Genomic DNA, 18,878 nt, shown 5'->3' on the forward strand with positions numbered 1-18,878 from the left:
GGTTATGGGTCCAGCATCACCGCCATGAACACCAACGCGAACGACGAGGGCGGTCCGACGGCGAGATTCCGCCGGACCGCCCTCGCCGACGACTCCTCCCCGGTCCGCACGAGATACGCCGCCTCCATCGTCCTCGACGCGGCGCGGGCGTCGTCACCACGCAGGACGCCCTTGACGACGTCCGCTTCCGCTACGCCGACGACCTCCCCTACGTCCACCACGGCGTGACCTTCGAGGTACCGGCCCAGGGCATGACGGCGTTCGTCGGCCCGTCCGGCGCGGGCAAGACCACCGTCTTCTCCCTCATCGAGCGCTTCTACGACCCCGAGTCCGGCGCCATCACCCTCGACGGCCGGGACCTCGCGGAGTGGGAACTCTCCCAACTCCGGTCCGCCATCGGGTACGTGGAGCAGGACGCCCCGGTCCTGTCGGGTTCCCTGCGCGACAACCTGCTGCTCGGCAACCCGGACGCGGACGACGACGCCGTCACCCGCGTCCTGAGGACGACCCGCCTCGACGGCCTGGTCGCCCGCCTCCCGAAGGGCGCCGACACTCTCGTCGGCCACCGCGGCACCCGCCTCTCGGGCGGCGAACGCCAGCGCGTCGCCATCGCCCGCGCGCTGCTGCGCCGGCCCCGGCTGCTGCTCCTCGACGAGGCGACCTCGCAGCTGGACGCGGTGAACGAGGCGGCCCTGCGCGACACCGTCGCCGATGTGGCCCGTACGACGACGGTCCTGGTCGTGGCGCACCGGCTGTCCACGGTGACGATGGCCGACCGGATCGTCGTCATGGACGCGGGCCGGGTCCGCGCGGTGGGCACGCACCGGGAGCTGGTGAGCGCGGACCCGCTGTACGCGGAGCTGGCGGCGACGCAGTTCCTGGCGACGACTGGCTGACCTCGGGGAACGACTGAGGGCCGCCCGTTTCCGGACGGCCCTCAAGGTCTGCGTGCTCCGCGGGATCAGTGCTGCGGGCTCACGGCTCGATGCTGGGGAGGAGTCCCGTGACCGGCGCGGCGAGGTCGGTGACCTGGTGCAGCTGCTGGAGGTCGTTCAGGTGGTTCAGCCCCTGGAGCTGACTGGCGACCCGCGGGACCTCCGCCCGGTGCTCGGCGGGGATCTCGCTCACCGCGAGCGAGTCCAGCAGGGCGACCGGGCTGACCTTGCCGTCCTTGAAGGCGGGCGCGTCGGCGGCGTTCGCCATCGGCGCGACGAGGCCGGTGACCCCGACCGCGAGACCAACGGCGGCGGCAATACGTCGTGTTGAGATCATGCCCTCAGCAACGCGCCCGGTCCCCGCGCGGTCACGGGCACGGGTGGGCGCTCACCCGTCAGGCGGAGTGTGCCGCCCGGTTTGCCGACCCGGGCGTGACGGAGGAGTCTCGTAGGAGAGGCCCTCCGCGGCTCGCTCCTGTTCGGGCCGCGGCCCTCCGAGGAGGTCACCATGGGCACTGCGGCACGCCCCGGCTTCGACACCGAAGCCCTGCGCCGGGGCATCGAGGATCACACAGCGGCGACACTTCTGTCGCTCTACGCGGACGACGCCGAGATCCACGTCGTCGACCACCAGACCCAGCCCAGTCACCCCAAGGTCCTGCACGGCCGGGACGAGATCGGCGCGATGCTCGCCGACGTCTACAGCCGCGACATGACGCACAAGCTGGAGCAGTGCGTCGTGGAAGGGGACCGGGTTGCTTACAGCGAGTCGTGTCAGTACCCGGACGGGGCCAGGGTCCTCGCCGAGTCGATGCTCCTGCTCCAGGACGGCAAGATCACCCGGCAGACCATGATCCAGGCATGGGACGGCTAGCGGGGCTGGTACCGAGGGTCCGGATCAGCACCCGTCTGACCTGGACCTTCTCGGCGAGCACCGCACCCGCGCGTTCCGTCGTGACGCGACGCCGAGCAACGGTTACCGCAGCGGGTCTGCGCGCGTCCGCCGCTCTCCTGGGGTCGGCGCTGCGGGCGGCGCGATCCCACCCGCTTCCGCCGCCGCCTGCCGGTCGGACCCGGCACGTCCGGCGTCGGTGAGCGGGCCCCTGACGGTCGTAGGACCGTCCGTTAGGCTGTTCGTGGGTCGTGACTGGCGCTGAGGTGGAGCACCACCGTGGAGCGGCCCACGCGGAGTCGATGCCGTGCGCCTGGGCGATTGGTCAACCAGCTCAGGAGTGGATCATGTCCCAGGCACGACTCATGGACGGCACCGCGCTCGCCCGGCGCATCGTCGAGGACACCGCGAAGAAGGCCGCCGACCTCACGGAGCGCACCGGTACGGCGCCCTGTCTGGCGACGGTCCTGGTCGGCGCGGACCCCGCGTCCGTCACGTACGTCCGGATGAAGCAGAACCGTTCGCGCAAGGCCGGCATCGAGTCCCGGCACGTCGAACTGCCCGCCACCACGACCACCGTCGAACTGGTCGGCACCCTCACCGCGCTCTCCACCGACCCCACCGTGCACGGCATCCTGCTCCAGCACCCGATGGGTGAACACATCGACGAGCGGGCCGCGTTCGAGGCCATCGCGGCGGAGAAGGACGTGGACGGCGTCACCTTCGCGTCCTTCGCGACGATGAGCTTCGGCCTGCCGGGCTTCGTGTCCTGCACGCCCGGCGGCATCATGCGGCTGCTCGACGAGTACGACGTCGACCCGTCCGGCAAGCGGGCCGTCGTGGTCGGCCGCAGCGCGATCCTCGGCAAGCCGGCCGGCATGCTGCTGCTCGCCCGCGACGCGACGGTCACCTACTGCCACTCCCGCACCCAGGACCTTTCGGCGGTGGTGCGCGAGGCGGACATCGTGGTCGCCGCCGTCGGACGCCCCCGCCTGATCCGCGGCGAGGACATCAAGCCCGGCGCGGTCGTCATCGACGCCGGCTACAACGCGGGCAACGTCGGCGACGTCGACTTCGACTCCGCCGCCGAACGCGCCTCGCTGATCACGCCGGTACCGGGCGGTGTCGGCCCGATGACGATCGCCACGCTCCTGGAACAGACCGTGACCGCCGCCGCCCGGCAGCTCGGGGTGTGATCAGCGCGTCCACGCGCTGTAGTCCATGACGTCCCCGGCCTTGACGCCGTACTCGGGCTGGTCCTTCGTGAAGGTGCTCTCCAGTCCGAGGACGGCGCCGGTGGCCGGGTCCATGATCAGCATCAGGCGGCTGCCCGACTGCCGATACACATACGCCTGCCCGTGCCGCCCGAGGCGGTCGGTCACCTCCCCCACCGGCCGCAGCCCGTCCGCCCCCGCGAGCAGCCGCGCCAACGCGGCCGACTCACGCGCCCCGAGCGTCCAGTGGTCCAGCAACTCCCCCACGGCCGCAAGGAGTTCGGCAGTGGTCAACGGCGTCTTGCTGTACGCCGTCTCCTGGAGGTACGCCCGCAGTCCCGCCACGTCGTGCGGGGGCCGGGCATCGGGCGGGACATCGCTCCAACTCGGCGGATACGTCGTGTCCTTGAGGACATGCCCGTTCTCGACATCACGCTCCGTGTGACTGTCGTCCGCGTTCCAGCGCACGATGCGTTCCTCGGGGACGGTGACGGGTGGCTTGTCGTCCGACATGCCGAGACTCCAGGACTGCACGTGGGTTCCCTTGCGCAGAACGGGAGTTCCGTCGACGGCGACCGCCGCGGCGAGGGCGGCGAGCTGCTTCAGGGATACGGGCGTGGAGTGCGCCTGCACGACCAAGGGGCGGGGAGCCGCCACCGCCGGGGTACTGCTCGGCCCGCTCAGCACCAGAGTGAGCACGGTCGCGGCAACGGCAGTTGCGGCCGCGAGGCTCCAGAGCAGTCGGCGGCGCCGTGAACGCCGTTCGTACAGCAACCGGTTGAGCCCGCGCTCGGCGTGATGGTCGAGCGGCCCGTCGCCATAGAGGGGCCCATCGCTTGTGAACGGGTTGGCGCTACGAAGAAGTTCAAGCTCATCAGCCATGACGATGTTCCTCCGGGGCGACTGTGGCGCCCCAAAGGGGCGCGGGGAACTGCGCGACCAGCCACGACGGCGCAGCAGCCAATCGACAACACATCACGCCGCTCCTCCGGCCACCGCACTCAGCCTCTCTATCTCCGCTCTCAACCGCCGTCGCGCCCGGTGCAACCGCATCGCCGCAGCCCGCACCCCACACCCAAGAACCACGGCAACCTCCTCCACACCCAGTTCCTCCCACGCCGTAAGCCTCAACACCTCCTGGTCGCCTGACGACAACCGCGCCAACGCCTCGTGCACCCACGCCCCGGGGGCATCCGCATCAGGGCTGGCCACGACCTGCCGCCCATGCGCACTCTCGTCATTGCCCAGCCGCTCGACGAGCCGACGCCGCCGCCCGTATCCCCGCACCGCGTTGGCCAGGCAGTTACGGGCAACGCCGTACAGCCAGGGCAACGGAGCCGCCGGCAGATCCGCGCGGCGGCGCCAGGCGACGGTGAAGACCTCCGCCACCACTTCCTCGACCTCGCCGCTCCGCCCGTCCAGTCGCCGCGCAACGTAGCGGCTGACCGCCCAGTAGTGCTCGCGATAGGCAGCGGCGAAGTTCTCGTCGTTGCTCATGTCCCGTTCGTGTCCGGCACCGGGGCGATCGTCACACCCGGTTTCGTGATTCTCCTCGCGTCCGTCGAGTGTGACGTGCGGGCGGGGCGCGGACACAGACGGGGCGTGAGAGACCTCAAGAGCATCAAGTGGCTGACGACCACGGATCACAAGACGATCGGCACGCTGTACCTGGTCACGGCGTTCGGATTCTTCTGCGTCGGCGGCGTGATGGCGCTCCTCATGCGCGCCGAACTCGCCAGACCTGGCCTACAGTTGATGTCGAACGAGCAGTTCAACCAGGCGTTCACGATGCACGGCACGATCATGCTGCTGATGTTCGCGACGCCGCTGTTCGCCGGTTTCACGAACTGGATCATGCCGCTCCAGATCGGCGCGCCCGACGTGGCGTTCCCGCGGCTGAACATGTTCGCCTACTGGCTCTACCTGTTCGGCTCGACGATCGCGGTGGGTGGCTTCCTCACTCCGCAGGGCGCTGCCGACTTCGGCTGGTTCGCGTACTCCCCGCTGTCGGACGCGGTCCGTTCGCCGGGCATCGGCGCCGACATGTGGATCATGGGTCTGGCCTTCTCCGGCTTCGGCACGATCCTCGGTGCGGTCAACTTCATCACCACGATCATCTGCATGCGCGCACCGGGCATGACGATGTTCCGCATGCCGATCTTCGTGTGGAACGTGCTGCTGACCGCCGTCCTCGTTCTGCTGGCCTTCCCGGTTCTCGCCGCCGCGCTGTTCGCGCTGGAGGCGGATCGGAAATTCGGGGCACATGTCTTCGACGCGGCCAACGGCGGGGCGCTGCTGTGGCAACACCTCTTCTGGTTCTTCGGCCATCCAGAGGTGTACATCATCGCCCTGCCGTTCTTCGGCATCATCTCCGAGGTCATCCCGGTCTTCTCCCGCAAGCCGATGTTCGGCTACATGGGACTGGTCGCCGCGACGATCTCCATCGCCGGCCTGTCCGTGACCGTGTGGGCGCACCACATGTACGTCACTGGCGGCGTCCTCCTCCCGTTCTTCTCCTTCATGACGTTCCTCATCGCCGTACCGACAGGCGTGAAGTTCTTCAACTGGATCGGAACCATGTGGAAGGGGTCCTTGAGTTTCGAGACCCCGATGCTCTGGGCCACCGGCTTCCTCATCACTTTCGTGTTCGGCGGCCTGACCGGCGTCATGCTCGCCTCCCCGCCACTCGACTTCTCGACCTCCGACTCGTACTTCGTCGTCGCCCACTTCCACTACGTGGTCTTCGGCACCGTCGTGTTCGCGATGTTCTCCGGCTTCCACTTCTGGTGGCCGAAGATGACCGGCAAGATGCTCGACGAGCGCCTCGGCAAGATCACCTTCTGGACGCTGTTCATCGGCTTCCACGGCACCTTCCTCGTCCAGCACTGGCTGGGTGTGAACGGGATGCAGCGCCGGATTCCCGACTATCTGGCGGTGGAGGGTCTGACGACGCTCAACACGGTGTCGACGATCTTCTCGTTCCTGCTGGGCCTGTCGTTGCTGCCGTTCTTCTACAACGTCTGGAAGACGGCCAAGTACGGCAAGAAGGTCGAGACCGACGACCCGTGGGGCTACGGCCGTTCGCTCGAGTGGGCGACCTCGTGCCCACCGCCGCGACACAACTTCGTCTCGCTCCCCCGCATCCGCAGCGAGTCCCCGGCGTTCGACCTCCACCACGCCGATATCCCGGCCCTGGAACGGGAGTTGACGACCCGGTGACCACCATGGACGAACTCCCCCTCGACCCGGGGACGTTCCTCAACGAGATCGAGGGTCACCTGCTGATCGCGGCCGCCCGCACGGAAGGTCGTACGGCCGCCGCCCGATTCACCGCTCGGCTCGACTGGCTCACCGACAGCCAACGGGCCGATGTGGAACGGCACTTCGAGGCGGAGTACCTCACCCTCACCCGCGCCTCCTGGGAGCGTACGGCCGAGCGGGGCAGGCAGTTGCGGAACGAGTACGAGGAGACGTACCGGCGCCTGCGCCAACGCCTTCTCGCCGCCTGCCTGTTGGGGTGTGCGCTGCTCGCGGCGACGGGACTGGTCGTCACCGCTCTCACCTAGGGACATGCGCCCCGCCGGCCCTGACGACCGGCGGGACGATGTGCTTCACAGACGCTGGTACGGCTACGTCAGCGTCCACTTCTGGTTGGTCGCCGTGCCGCAGGTCCACAGGATCAGCAGGGTGCCGTTGGCCGTGGCGGCGCCGGACGCGTCCAGGCACAGGCCCGCGTTGACGTTGGTCAGGGTGCCGTTGGAGTTCGCGGTCCACTTCTGGTTGTTCTGGCCGTTGCAGTCCCAGATGACGACCTTCGTACCGTTGGTGGTGCCGCTGTTGTAGGCGTCCAGGCACTTGTTGCCGTAGACCACGAGCTCCTTGCGGGAGGTGTACGTCCAGGCCTGGTTCTGGCCGCCGTTGCAGTCCCAGATCTCGGCCTGCGTGCCGTTGGTGATGGTGTTGTTGTAGACGTCGGCGCAGCGGCCGGATCCGGTGCCGACGACCAGGGAGCCGTTCGTGCCCGGGATCGGCTGGACGTTTACCGTGCCCAGGGTCGGGAGTGAACTGCCCGTCAGCGTGAGGGAGTTGGCCGATCCCTTGGACAGATTGACCTGCACCGAGATCGTGCCGGCGCTGGAGCCGGTCGGCGGGAAGGAGACCGTCGTAGCGGTCTGGCCGTTGACCGAGAGGGTGCCGGTGACGGCGGTGGAGCCGGTGTTGGTGTAGGTCACGTCGACGACGTTCAGGCCGGTGCTCGTCGCGCTGATGCCGGTGTACTTGCCGGTGGAGGCGGCGGTGTAGTTGGTGCTCGCCGCCTCGGTGCCGCCGCTGACCTTCAGGAACACGGAGCCGCCGGCCGGGACGCTCGCCGTGTAACTCGTGCCGTAGGAACCGATGTTGGCCCGCGACCACAGGTCACGGACGGTGGCGGACGCGGTGGTCAGGCCGAGGTCGGACCAGCGGACGGTGATGTTCTGGGCGGAGGAGGTGCGGTTGAGGAGGGTGACCGCGCGGTTGCCGAGGCCCGAGAGGACCTTGCCGTAGACCTGGAGTCCGGTCGTGTCCTCGGCGACCTTGACGCCCTGGAGGCCGCGCGCGTCCTGGTCGACCGCGACGACCTCGGGGTTGGTGAGGATGCCGGTGGTCTCGGCGGTGAGGGTCGTGAGGTCGTTCCCGGCGAGGAGGGGTGCGCCGGAGATCGCCCAGAGGGCCATGTGGGTGCGGTTCTGGGCGGCGGTGAGGCCGGGCATGCCGACCATCAGCATGTCGGGGTCGTTGTAGTAGCCGGTGTGCTGGGCGGCCGGGTGCAGGCCCTGGTCGAAGTTGGACAGCATGTTCGTCGTCGACGGCGAGTTGCCGTAGTAGATGATGTCCGTGCTCGTGCGGTACATGGGGGCCAGGCCGGGGGCCCAGTTCCAGGGGTTCTGATAGCCCCAGTTGCAGATCGAGAGGGTCAGCGCGCGGCCGGTGCTCGCGGTGGCCTTGGTGACCGAGGCGCTGAGCGCCTTGTACGCCGTCGCCGCGTCGAGGCCCTCCGCGTCGCCGCCGCACCAGTCGACCTTCACGAAGTCGAAGCCCCACTGCGAGAACTGGAGCATGTCCTGGTCGTAGTGGCCCTCGCTGCCGGTGTTGGCGGCGGCGGGGCGGCCGGTCGGGTAGTAGTAGCCGCAGCCGTTCGCGCCGGCGTCCGTGTAGATGCCGGCCTTGAGGCCCTTGCTGTGGATGTAGGCGGCGATGGCGCTCATCCCGCCGGGCCACTCGCTGGTGTCGACGGTGATGTTGCCCGCGCTGTCGCGGGTGCCCTGCCACCAGCCCTCGTCGATGTTGATGTAGTTGTAGCCGGCCGCCGGCAGGCCCGCGGCGACGAACGCGTCGACCTGCGCCTTGATGACGCTGTAGTCGATCTTCGCGGCGAAGCTGTTCCAGGAGGCCCAGCCCATCGGGGCGGTGGGCACTGCTATCTGACGGGTCGTCGAGGCGACGGGGGCCGCTCGGAGCGGGTCCGCGGGCGCGGGTCTGGTGACGAGAAGCAGGGTGAGCACTGCTGCGGCCATCGCGAGGGCGCGCAGGATGGGGGTGCGGAACATGCGGCTCCTTTGCCGATATTTCGAACCAGGATCGGGTCGCCGAACGAAACGGCGCGCTGAAAGTAGAGCCACCCGGGATCGAAGTCAACGGCTGTGACACGAGGGGCAGTTGGAAACCCGGCGGGAATCCCCCACTCGTCGTCCACCGGACGCGATACTGACCGGCGTGCGCGTAGCGATCATGACAGCGGGATCCCGGGGCGACGTGGCCCCCTACACCGGACTCGGGCATGCCCTGGTCCGGGCGGGCCACGAGGTCACCCTCGTCACCCACGAGACTTTCGCGCCGCTGGTGGCGGGCTCGGGCGTCGGTTTCCACTCTCTTCCGCTGGATCCGCGGGCCGAGTTGGAGTCCTCGCGGGGGCGCGGGCTGCATCGCAGCGCCTCGGGCGGGGGCAAGCTGCTGCGGGTGGTCAGGATGGCGCGGGCGCTGGCCGGGCGGATGACCGACGACCTGCTGACGGCCGCCCGGGGAAGCGAAGTGCTGTTGCTGTCCGGCTCGTTGGGGCCGTTGGGGCATGCCCTCGCCGAGGGGTTGTCGTTGCCGAGCATGGGCGTGTATCTCCAACCCGTCGCGCCGACAAGGGAGTTCGCGCCGCCGATGCTCGGGGGCGGCTCCTGGGGCGCGGTCGGCAACCGGGTCGCCGGGCGGGGGGTGAACCGGGCGGTGGAGCACGTCTTCACCACCGCCGTACCGGAGGTGCGCTCCCGGCTGGGCCTGCCCCGTATCGGCCCGGGCGCCGCGCTCCGTTCCCGGGAACGGCAGAACTGGCCCGTCCACCACGGCTTCAGCCCCCTGATCGTGCCCCGCCCGGCCGACTGGCGGCCCGGCCTGACGGTGGCGGGCTACTGGTGGCCGTACGACGGCGACGCCCAACTCCCGCCGGAGCTACGGGACTTCCTCGACGCCGGTCCGCCCCCGGTCTTCGTGGGGCTCGGCAGTGCCACCGTGCCCGATCCGGAGCGGCTGAGCACCGAGATCGTGCGCGCGCTGCGCCGGGCCGGGCTGCGCGGGGTGGTCCAGCGCGGCTGGGGCGGCCTCGAAGCGGCCGGGGACGACGTCCTGACCGTCGGCGAGGTCCCGCACTCGGCGCTGTTCCCGCGGATGGCGGCCGTGGTCCATCACTGCGGCGCGGGCACGACCGCGGCCGGGCTGCGCGCCGGAGTACCGGCCGTACCGGTGCCGGTCCAGTTCGACGAGGGCTTCTGGGCCGCGCGCCTGGTCGCCCTGGGCGTGGCTCCGGGCGCCGTACCACTGCGCGGCCTGACCTCCGATTCCCTGTCCGCCGCGCTCGTCCGGGCCACGCGCGAGCCTGCCTACGCCGAGCGCGCGCGGCTCCTCGGCGCCCGGGTACGGGCCGAGGACGGCGTCGCGCCCGTGCTCGCCGCCCTGGACGGCCTGCGTTAGCGCTCCTGCCGGGCCACGGCCTCGGGAGTGACCGGCGTGAAGAAGTTGATCAGGTTGCCGTCGGGGTCCCGGAAGAGGAGGGAGCGGTTGCCCCAGGGCATCGTCGTCGGCTTCTGGACGATCTCGCAGTCGAGGGGCGCCAGGCGCTCGTACTCGGCGTCGACGTCGGCGACGCGGAACTCGGTGATCACCGAGTGGTTGGCGGCGGGACGAGCGGAGCCGGTGCCGAACAGGGCCACGGTGCGGGTGCTCGCGACCGCCAACGTGCAGGCGGGCGTGGCGAGTTCGGCGAAGTCGGGGGTCGACCAGGTGGCCGTCACGCCGGTGACCTGTTCGTAGAAACCGACGAGGCGGGCGACGTCGTCGGTGATGATACGGATCGAGACGAAGTTCATGGCGGATTCCTGTCGGAGGTCGGGGTCGGAGGTCGGAGGCGGTACCGGATGGACCGGCGGCTCTCACGCTAGGACCGATACCGGACAGCTTCCGCCCGGTATCCGAGGGAGACTTTTGGGGTGACCACCTCGACCGCGCGCGTGCTCGCCCTGCTGGAGATCCTCCAGGGCGGCGGCCTCCGTACCGTCCCCGACCTGGCCGCCCGCCTCGGCGTCGACGAACGCACGGTCCGCCGCTACGTCGGCCATCTGCTGGAACTGGGCGTGCCGGTCGAATCGGTGCGTGGCCGCTACGGCGGCTACCGGCTCGCCCCCGGCTATCGGATGCCCCCGCTGATGTTCACGGACGAGGAGGCCCTGGCCGTCGTGCTCGGGCTGCTGGCCGGCCGGAAGGCGGGGCTCGTCACCACGTCCGCGGCGGCGGGCGAGAGCGCCACGGCGAAACTGCTGCGGGTGCTGCCCGTCGCCCTGCGCCGGCGGCTCGACGCCCTGCTGGACACGGCCGACTTCACCGCGCGGCCCCGTACCGCCGCCGCCCCGGAGACAGGGGTGCTGCTCGAACTAGCCGAGGCCGCGCTCCATCGGCGGCCGGTGGCGATCGGCTACACCGACCGCAAGGGCCGCGGCAGCGACCGTACCGTCCTGCCGTACGGTCTCGTGGCGCATGCCGGACGGTGGTATCTGACCGGTGCGGACCCCGCCGACGGTGAGGTCCGCACCTTCCGGCTGGACCGGATCACCGGCATGAGCGTGCGGCCCGGCTCGTTCGCCGTCCCGGACGGGTTCGACCCGGCGGCCACGGTGCTGGACAGCCTCGCGCGCACGCCGTGGACCCACGATGTGTCGCTGCGGATCCGGGGCAGCGTGCCGCACATCCGCACACAGCTCCCGGCCGAGATCGCGACGCTGTCCCCGGTCCCGCCCCACACCGGCGAGATCCCGCCCGACGATCCGGAGGCGGACGAACGCGCCGGATGGGTCCACGTGCGGATCCGGGCCGAGCGGCTGGACTGGATCCCGCCGGTCCTCGCCGCACTCGACCGCCCGTTCGTCATCGAACGGCCCGCCGCCCTGCGTGATCTCGTACGCGCGCTGGCCCGCCGCCTGGACGAGCACGCCACGGACGAGTCGGTTTAGCGCTTCCAGCCGGGCGGCTGCATGATGCCGAGCAGCTGCCGGACCAGTTCCTCCACGACCTCGTCCAGCGTGGCGTCCACCCAGCCCGCGCTCCAGTCGTGGAGCAGGCCGTTGACACTGCCGATGAAGGCCGCCGCGGCGATCCGGTAGTCGCGCCGCGCCGCCTCCCCGCGCTGGGCGGCGGCCCTCGCCTCGGCACAGATGAGGTTGATCCAGCGGGCGCGGCGGGCCAGCCGCTGTTCCTCCAGCCGGGCGCTGACGCCGATGATCTCGACGAAGGTGATGCGGATGCGGCGCGGATCGACGGTGACGTTCGCCGCGTAGGCACGGAAGATCGCGGTGGACCGCTCGGCGAGCGGCAGGCCCTCCGCGGACTTCAGCGCCACCAGGACGGCTTCCTCGGCCCAGTCGTTGACCTGGAGGTGGAGGGCGGCCAGGACGTCCTCCAGGCTGCGGAACTCCTCGTAGAACTGCCGGGTGGACAGGCCCGCGGCCTCGCTGAGGGCGGCCACGGTCGTGGCGCGGTAGCCGGGGGTGTCGCCGAACAGCTGGAGCGCGGCGTCCAGGAAGCGTCCGCGCCGCTCGGCCTGCCGCTGCTCGGCGGACTTGCCGCCGTAACGACCGGTCGGCGCCTTGAGCCTGCCCACCACTGTCACACCCCTGTCTCGTCGACCATCGGCCAATCTTGTCGTGTCCACAGTCTTGCGGAGAAGAGGGCCCGTCCTTACTTTTCAGTAAGTTCATTCTGAATTCGCGCGTGTTCAGATTTCTTCACACCACCCCGGCACCCCTCTCACCTCACAGAAGAGAGCAGTCATGCCTGCCTTCAGACCCAGGCACCTTTGCTCCATGGCCGCCGCCCTCGTCCTGACCATCGCCGCTCCCGCCACGGCCGCCACAGCCGACTCCGCCGCCGCACTGCGCGAAGTGCTGTTCGTGGGCAACAACTGGGACGGCACCGCTGACGTCATCAGGTCCACCGGCGACTTCGCGAAGATCGGGCAGATCAACATCGTCCCCGACAAGACGGCGCGACTGGCGGAGATCAACGCCGACCCGATCAAGTGGATCTACTACACGTCCATCCACAACGAGGTCGGACAGGGACACGACCAGTACGTGGACGACATGTACTCCACGCCGGACGGCAAGTCCCTCGTCGTCTCCCGCCCCAGCTTCGCCGACGTCGTGTCGATCGACCTCGCCACCGACACCATCAACTGGCGTTTCCCGGTGGCCGGTTACCGCGCCGACCACATGGCGGTCTCCCCCGACGGCACCCGCGTCGCGGTGTCGGCCTCGACCGCCAACAAAGTGCAGGTGCTGGACATCGACACCGGCGCCGAACTGGGCGAGTTCGACACCGGAGCCAAGCCGCACGAGAACTTCTTCACCAACGGCGGCAAGTACATCTGGAACATGGCGATCGGCGAGGTCACCACCTCCCTCGACGATCCGGTCTGGGACTGGACCAAGGGCGACCGGCACATCACCGTCGTCGACGCCACCACGTTCAAGCAGGTCAAGATCATCGACATGCGGGACCGGCTGGACGCGATCGGCCTCACGAACTTCTCGGACGCGGTCCGCCCCGCGGCCTTCACTCCGGACTGGTCCAAGCTGTACTTCCAGGTGTCGTTCTTCAACGGCTTCCTGGAGTACGACGTCGCCACCGACAGGATCACCCGCGTGAAGACGCTGCCGGCGAACCCCGCGACCAGCACCGACCGCACCACCTGGCTGCTCGACTCGCGCCACCACGGCATCTCGATGAACCCCGACGGCACCAAGCTGTGCGTCGCCGGGACGATGGACAACTACGCGACGGTCGTGGACCGGGCCACCCTTCAGGAGGGCCCGCTCGTCACGGCGTCCACGCCGTACTGGGCGACCGTGAGCGGTGACGGCAAGGACTGCGTCATCTCGGAGGCCGGTGCCGACCAGGTGACGGCCATCGACTTCGCCACCGGGCAGAAGGTGCTCTCCGTTCCGGTGGGCGACCATCCGCAGCGCGTACGGCTGGGTCATGTGCAGGCTGACTGGACGAGCCCGTCGGCGAGTTGAGCGACCGTCAACGGCACCGGTCCCCGAGGGGATCGGTGCCGTTGCCGTTGCCTCTGTCAGCTGTGCGATGCCGCCCACGTGGCCAGTTCGGACTTGGCCGCGCTCAGCAGCGTCGAGGAGGGGCTCGACGCGCCGTTGGTGATCAGGGCGTAGTGCAGGGTTCCCGAGCCGGAGGCGGAGAGCAGCAGACGGTGACTGCCGGTGCCGCCCGGTTCGTTGGCGTAGCCGATCGGGGTCGACGACGTGTACGCCGGGACCCCCGAGATCGCTCCCAGGTCGGAGACCACCGTGGTGGACGCGGCCGGGAAGGACGCCGGGAGGTGCAGTTCGGTCGGCGCGGTGGAGCTGTTGGAGCGCCACATCAGCAGGCCGTACTGGCCGGAGCCGACCAGCGAGGACACGTTCGGGAGGGAGCTGGGGACCGGGTTCCAGGTCAGGGTCGTCGAGCCGTCGCGGGAGCGGTCCTCGTAAGTGAAGGCGACCGTGGTGCCGGCGGTCGCGCTCGGGTAGATCCGGTCGAGCAGCCGGGCGTCCTGACGGAGTGTCACCGTGCCGGAGGCGGTCATGTTGACGGCCGAGAGATCCTCGTCGTTCCACGCGTCGCCGGAGGTGAGCACCTTGTCGGGGTTGTCGTTCATCAGCTCGCTGTGGCGGCCGTTGTAGATGTCCCACTGCCACTGCGTACCTGACAGGACCGGACCGGAGCCCGCCGGGTTGGACCACCAACTCGCGCCCGGCAGACGGGAGTCGAGGGCCTGGTACATCGCCTTGAGTACGGTAGGCGCCTTGCCGGCGACCGTCCCGGACAGCGGATGCCCGAACTCGCTGACGATGGCGGCGGTGCCGGCCGCGGTGGCCCGGTCACGGACCGTCCCGAAGTCGGTCGAGTACTGGCCGTCGGCCGCGTTGCCCCACATCAGGATGCCGGAGATCGCCTTCTGGTCGTAGAAGTGGGTGTTGAAGACGTACCGCGATCCGAGCGTGCCCGCGTCGAGGAGTCCGCCCACCTGCACCTGGCTGGAGATGTTGGAGTTCCAGAAGAGGTTCGGCTCGACGAGGGCGGGCTTGGCGGTCCAGCCGGCCGCGTCCATCCGCGCCCGGAACTTCACATAGAACGGCCAGAGCAGGTTCTGCTCCCAAGTGCGGCTGGTCTGACCGGAGTCGTAGGTCCCGGCGAAGGGCTCGTTGTACGGGTCGAAGCCGACGACGCCCGCGAACTCCTCGGTGGTGAGGTGCTGTTGGATGTACGTCATGGTCGACTGGGCGGTGGCGAGGAAGGAGTCCTGGAGGCCGTAGTTGTTGTGCCAGAAGTCGTACTGCGCCTTGGTCACGGCCGAGTTCTGGGTGATGTTCTGACCCCAGAAGAGGCAGATGCCGCAGGACTCCTGCGGGTAACTCCCCAGCGCCACGGCCCACTTGGGGGCGCCGTCGCCGGTGTACCAACTGCCGCTGTTGAACAGGTACTTGGAGTAGAGGTCCTGATGGAAGTCGGGGTAGACGCGGATGCCGGCGTCGAGGAACGCCTGCATCTGCGCGGTGGCGGCGGCCAGGTACGTGGTGTCGACCTGGCCTCGGACCGGTTCGGCGTAGGCCCAGGAGAGCAGGAAGCGGACCGAGTTGCCGCCGCCGAGGGCGCGCAGCGCGGTCGCGGACTTCTTCGCGTCGGCGACCGAGGCGAAGGGGAGACCGTCGTTCTCCGCCAGTTTGGTCTCACCGGAGACGTTGTAGCCGCGCAGCACGACCTGGCGGCCGTAGCTGTCCACGAAGCTGCCGTTCTGCACGGTCAGCGCCGAGCCGTCGAACCAGAGGGAGTCGGTTGGGGTGGCGGCGGTTGCCGGCCCAGCGCCCAGTACCGACAGGAATCCGCAGAGGACAACCAGGACAACGATCAAACGCGCCCGGATATTCGTCATGTCCACTACAGTCCGGTGATTTCCGGACACTGTCAACACTTCTGACTCATGAGTAAGTCTGCGCGCTGCAAGCCCTGTTGACACATTTCAGGCCACCCGACGTGTCACGTTCAACAGGTACTCCTTCCGGTTCAGCGGGTTGTGGTCGATGCGCGCCCGCTCCGGAACCGTGCCGTGCGCGACCAGCGCGTAGTGGTCGAAGGCGCTCTCCCACTCGCCCTCCCCACGCGTCAGCCCCGGCAACTGCCGCTCCAGCCCGTGCACTTGAGCCGCCGGCACCTCTCCCTCCAGCACGCACAGCGACCCGTGCGTCTGGGTGGTCTGCGGTACGGCGCGCAGCGCGGCGAGGACCGGCAGCAGGGCACCGAGGGTGTCGGCCGGGGCCTCGACGCGGAACCGGTGCATCGGCTCGTACACCTGGCTCCCCGCCCGCCGCAGCGCCTCGACGAGGACGAGCGGGGTCACTCCGCGGAAGTCGGCCCCAGTGCTCGACATGCTCTTGTCGAAGCCCTGGTGGGCGTGGCTCTGCCGGGGTGAGTAGCCGGAGTGCGTCATGGTGACCGCGCAGTCGGTGACCCGCCAGCCGTGCAGCCCCTGCCCGAGCGTCTCGCGCACGGTGTCCTCGACGGCCTTGAAGAAGGCGTACGGCATCGCGCCCAGCTCCACCTCCAGGCCGAACCGCACACCCGAGCCGACCGGGCCCGGTTCGACGCGCAGGCCGACCGTGGCGAGGAACGGGTTCGGGTCCTTCTTGTTGAACTCGACCGCCGCGCCCGTGCCGACCGGCCGCTCGATACACAGCGGAGTCGTCTCGCGGAAGGTGACGTGTACCCCGAACTCGTCGGCGAGCGTGGCCTGGATGACCTCCTTCTGGACCTCGCCGTAGAGGGAGACGGCGGTCTCCTGGCGCACCTCGTCGTGGCGCAGGCCGATCAGCGGGTCCTGTTCGGCGAGTTGAGTGAGCGCGAGGTGCAGGGCGCGCCGGTCGGCGTCCGGGCCCGGGACCACGACGGTCTCGAGAGTCGGCGGCGCGAAGAAGTGCTCAACAGCCTTCCTCCGTACGCCGATCGAGTCGCCGACCTTGATCCCGCCGAGTCCCCGCAGCCTGCCGATCCGGCCCGCCGGGACCGCGTCGCACTCGATGTCCGTACCGTGGTCGAAGACGCTGACCGAGGTGACCTTGCCCTCCTCCCCCGCATCGCCGAAGGTGATCCGGTCGCGGGTGCGGAGGGTGCCGGAGAACATCCGCGCGTAGGCGGTCTTCTCCCCCGCGAGGCCGCGCTCGACCTTGAACACCGAGCCGGAGAGCGGGCCTTGGGGGTCGCCCTCGGCTGCGGGGAGCAGTTCCTTGATGCCGGTGATCAGCGCGTCGACGCCGGCGCCGGTGATGGCGGAGCCGAAGTAGACGGGGTGCACGAGGGCTTGGCGGGTCTGGGCGGCGAGGGCGGTGCGCAGGAGGTCGTAGGACACGGTGTTCTCGACGTACGCGGCGAGGAGTTCGTCGTCGTGCTCGGCGAGGACGGCCGGAGCGGTCGGGCCGAGGCCCGGCAGAAAACCGGCCTGCCGTGTCCCGAGGCCCTCGACCGAGCCCATCGGTACGACGGCCGCCCTGAGCCGTTCGGAGATCGCCGGAAGGAGGTCGTCGTAGCGTGCCCCTCGTCGGTCGATCTTGTTGACGAAGAGGAGCGTCGGGATGCGCAGTCGCTGGAGCGTGCGCATCAGGATGCGGGTCTGCGGCTGGACGCCCTCGACGGCCGAGACGACCAGGACCGCGCCGTCGAGCACGCCGAGGACGCGCTCCACCTCGGCGATGAAGTCCGGGTGGCCGGGGGTGTCGATGAGGTTGACGGTGACGTCGTCGACCGGGAAGGAGACGACGGCCGACTTGATGGTGATGCCGCGCTGCCGCTCCAGCGCGAGGGTGTCGGTGCGGGTGTTCCCGTCGTCGACGCTGCCGATCTCGTCGATCACGCCGGCCGAGTGCAGGAGGCGCTCGGTCAGGCTGGTCTTACCTGCGTCTACGTGCGCGAGAATCCCGAGGTTGAGCAAGTGCACCTGGTGTCATGTCCTTTGATGAGGGGGGCCTTCCTTCCTGGGTGGACATGAACGGTGCGCGCATCTCAGTGCTCCTCGGTCGTCGCTGACTCATCACGGGCAAGTCCAGCAGAACGGCCGGGGCGACGCCAGCGGATTAACGCCCGTGGCGGTCCGGGGCCGCTCGCGCACCGGATGCGAGGCTAGCGGCGTCCGGCGGTGGTGGAGACAGGAGCCGAGCATGCGTGACCTTCTTCCGGTGCTGAGCGGCTGGTACGTCGCGCGCGCCCCGTTCGGCCTGGCCACGGTCGTGGCGGTCAGCCGCAGCGCGCCGCGCGACCCCGGTGCGGCGATGGCCGTGGGCCCGGACGACGAGGTCGTGGGGAGCGTGTCCGGCGGCTGCGTGGAGGGGGCGGTCTTCGAGCTGGCGCGGGAGGTCGTGGCGAGCGGTGAGGCGCGCCTGGAGACCTTCGGGTACAGCGACGAGGACGCGTTCGCGGTCGGGCTCACCTGCGGCGGCGAGATCACCGTGCTGGTACGGCCCGTCACGCCCGGGGCCGATCCCACGTTCGGGGCGGTCGCGCGGTCGGTCGCCGCGGGTGAACCGGTGACCGTGGCGACGGTGACCGACGGTCCGGCACCGCGCGGAGCCACCCTCGCCGTATGGCCCGACAGGGTGGACGGCACCCTCGGCTCGACCGGCCTGGACGTGGCGGTCACGGCCGACGCCCGCGGTGAACTCGCCCTAGGGGCAACGGGGTTGCGGCACTACGGCCCGAGCGGCGAGCGGCGTGAGGACTCCGTCACCGTGTTCCTGCACTCCTTCGCGCCGCCGCCCCGGATGCTGGTCTTCGGGGCGATCGACTACGCGGCGGCGGTCGCCCGGATCGGTGACTTCCTCGGCTACCGGGTCACCGTGTGCGACGCCCGCCCGGTGTTCGCTACACCGAAGCGCTTCCCGGCGGGCGTGGAGGTGGTCGTCGACTGGCCGCACCGCTATCTGCACGGCACGGACACCGACGAACGCACCGTGATCTGCGTCCTGACCCACGACCCGAAGTTCGACGTACCGCTTCTGGAGGAAGCGCTGCGCCGGCCGGCCGCGTACATCGGGGCGATGGGCAGCCGCCGTACGCACGACGACCGTATGCGGCGCCTGCTCGAATCGGGCCTGGACGAGGGCGAGTTGGGCCGCCTGCGCTCGCCGGTCGGCCTGGACCTCGGCGCGCGTACGCCGGAGGAGGTAGCCGTGTCGGTGGCGGCGGAGATCGTGGCGCTGCGGTGGGGTGGCACGGGGG

At 69.8% G+C, this 18,878-nt stretch carries 17 protein-coding genes and 1 riboswitch; of the genes, 9 read left to right on the forward strand and 8 right to left on the reverse strand.

From position 1 onward, the window contains the following. Positions 1–896: ABC transporter ATP-binding protein (locus tag ACNFOC_RS32810; RefSeq protein ID WP_416962675.1), on the forward strand; the 896-nt coding region annotated here is incomplete at its 5' end. A gap of 79 nt (positions 897–975) precedes the next feature. On the opposite strand, the gene ACNFOC_RS32815 is transcribed toward ACNFOC_RS32810, so the two are convergent. After that, positions 976–1,272 (reverse strand): hypothetical protein, encoded by a 297-nt coding sequence (locus ACNFOC_RS32815; protein ID WP_416962676.1) that lies wholly within the window; start codon positions 1,270–1,272, stop codon positions 976–978. Between the two features lie 171 nt (positions 1,273–1,443). Between ACNFOC_RS32815 and ACNFOC_RS32820 the strand changes: the two genes are divergently transcribed. Together ACNFOC_RS32820 and ACNFOC_RS32825 are read left to right on the forward strand one after the other, a co-directional pair. Continuing rightward, positions 1,444–1,809 (forward strand): nuclear transport factor 2 family protein, encoded by a 366-nt coding sequence (locus tag ACNFOC_RS32820; RefSeq protein ID WP_416962677.1) that lies wholly within the window; start codon positions 1,444–1,446, stop codon positions 1,807–1,809. Positions 1,810–2,068: 259 nt separating this feature from the next. Beyond that, positions 2,069–2,153, forward strand: a riboswitch (ZMP/ZTP riboswitch). Between the two features lie 21 nt (positions 2,154–2,174). Then, positions 2,175–3,023 carry a bifunctional 5,10-methylenetetrahydrofolate dehydrogenase/5,10-methenyltetrahydrofolate cyclohydrolase gene (locus tag ACNFOC_RS32825; RefSeq protein ID WP_416962678.1) on the forward strand — a complete coding sequence of 283 codons (849 nt, stop codon included), beginning with the start codon at positions 2,175–2,177 and terminating at the stop codon, positions 3,021–3,023. Here ACNFOC_RS32825 and ACNFOC_RS32830 read toward each other — a convergent pair whose 3' ends face one another. Both ACNFOC_RS32830 and ACNFOC_RS32835 read right to left on the reverse strand, forming a co-directional pair. Next, positions 3,024–3,923, reverse strand: coding sequence for a CU044_5270 family protein (locus ACNFOC_RS32830; protein WP_416962679.1), 900 nt, complete (start codon positions 3,921–3,923; stop codon positions 3,024–3,026). Positions 3,924–4,016: 93 nt separating this feature from the next. Further along, a complete protein-coding gene (locus ACNFOC_RS32835) occupies positions 4,017–4,538 on the reverse strand; it encodes an RNA polymerase sigma factor (RefSeq protein ID WP_416962680.1) in 522 nt (173 codons plus the stop codon). A gap of 105 nt (positions 4,539–4,643) precedes the next feature. On the opposite strand from ACNFOC_RS32835, the gene ctaD reads away from it, so the two are divergent. Next, on the forward strand, positions 4,644–6,260 hold the full coding sequence (gene ctaD, locus ACNFOC_RS32840; RefSeq protein ID WP_416962681.1) for an aa3-type cytochrome oxidase subunit I: 1,617 nt from the start codon (positions 4,644–4,646) through the stop codon (positions 6,258–6,260). 5 nt (positions 6,261–6,265) lie between these two features. Beyond that, positions 6,266–6,607, forward strand: coding sequence for a hypothetical protein (locus tag ACNFOC_RS32845; protein WP_416962690.1), 342 nt, complete (start codon positions 6,266–6,268; stop codon positions 6,605–6,607). 63 nt (positions 6,608–6,670) lie between these two features. Here ACNFOC_RS32845 and ACNFOC_RS32850 read toward each other — a convergent pair whose 3' ends face one another. Next, positions 6,671–8,629 carry an RICIN domain-containing protein gene (locus ACNFOC_RS32850; protein ID WP_416962682.1) on the reverse strand — a complete coding sequence of 653 codons (1,959 nt, stop codon included), beginning with the start codon at positions 8,627–8,629 and terminating at the stop codon, positions 6,671–6,673. Positions 8,630–8,810: 181 nt separating this feature from the next. Here ACNFOC_RS32850 and ACNFOC_RS32855 point away from each other — a divergent pair, with 181 nt between their 5' ends. Continuing rightward, a complete protein-coding gene (locus ACNFOC_RS32855; protein ID WP_416962691.1) occupies positions 8,811–10,037 on the forward strand; it encodes a glycosyltransferase in 1,227 nt (408 codons plus the stop codon). Here ACNFOC_RS32855 and ACNFOC_RS32860 read toward each other — a convergent pair. Then, positions 10,034–10,432 carry a VOC family protein gene (locus ACNFOC_RS32860; RefSeq protein WP_416962683.1) on the reverse strand — a complete coding sequence of 133 codons (399 nt, stop codon included), beginning with the start codon at positions 10,430–10,432 and terminating at the stop codon, positions 10,034–10,036. The two genes, ACNFOC_RS32855 and ACNFOC_RS32860, sit on opposite strands and share 4 nt — an antisense overlap. 120 nt (positions 10,433–10,552) lie before the next feature. Here ACNFOC_RS32860 and ACNFOC_RS32865 point away from each other — a divergent pair, with 120 nt between their 5' ends. Then, positions 10,553–11,569: a helix-turn-helix transcriptional regulator gene (locus ACNFOC_RS32865; RefSeq protein WP_416962684.1), complete on the forward strand. Its 1,017-nt coding sequence runs from the start codon at positions 10,553–10,555 to the stop codon at positions 11,567–11,569. Here the strand turns inward: ACNFOC_RS32865 and ACNFOC_RS32870 are convergent. Further along, positions 11,566–12,219, reverse strand: coding sequence for a TetR/AcrR family transcriptional regulator (locus ACNFOC_RS32870; RefSeq protein WP_416962685.1), 654 nt, complete (start codon positions 12,217–12,219; stop codon positions 11,566–11,568). The two genes, ACNFOC_RS32865 and ACNFOC_RS32870, sit on opposite strands and share 4 nt — an antisense overlap. Positions 12,220–12,385: 166 nt before the next feature. On the opposite strand from ACNFOC_RS32870, the gene ACNFOC_RS32875 reads away from it, so the two are divergent. Beyond that, on the forward strand, positions 12,386–13,633 hold the full coding sequence (locus tag ACNFOC_RS32875) for a YncE family protein (RefSeq protein WP_416962686.1): 1,248 nt from the start codon (positions 12,386–12,388) through the stop codon (positions 13,631–13,633). A gap of 56 nt (positions 13,634–13,689) precedes the next feature. Here ACNFOC_RS32875 and ACNFOC_RS32880 read toward each other — a convergent pair whose 3' ends face one another. Continuing rightward, positions 13,690–15,546: a cellulase family glycosylhydrolase gene (locus tag ACNFOC_RS32880; RefSeq protein WP_416962687.1), complete on the reverse strand. Its 1,857-nt coding sequence runs from the start codon at positions 15,544–15,546 to the stop codon at positions 13,690–13,692. Positions 15,547–15,633: 87 nt separating this feature from the next. Beyond that, on the reverse strand, positions 15,634–17,601 hold the full coding sequence (locus ACNFOC_RS32885) for a GTP-binding protein (protein ID WP_416962688.1): 1,968 nt from the start codon (positions 17,599–17,601) through the stop codon (positions 15,634–15,636). Between the two features lie 220 nt (positions 17,602–17,821). On the opposite strand from ACNFOC_RS32885, the gene ACNFOC_RS32890 reads away from it, so the two are divergent. Continuing rightward, positions 17,822–18,878 (forward strand): XdhC family protein (locus ACNFOC_RS32890; RefSeq protein WP_416962689.1); only part of this gene is annotated, 1,057 nt, incomplete at its 3' end.

It is taken from the genome of Streptomyces colwelliae (assembly GCF_048158785.1).
Taxonomy (GTDB): Bacteria; Actinomycetota; Actinomycetes; order Streptomycetales; family Streptomycetaceae; genus Streptomyces.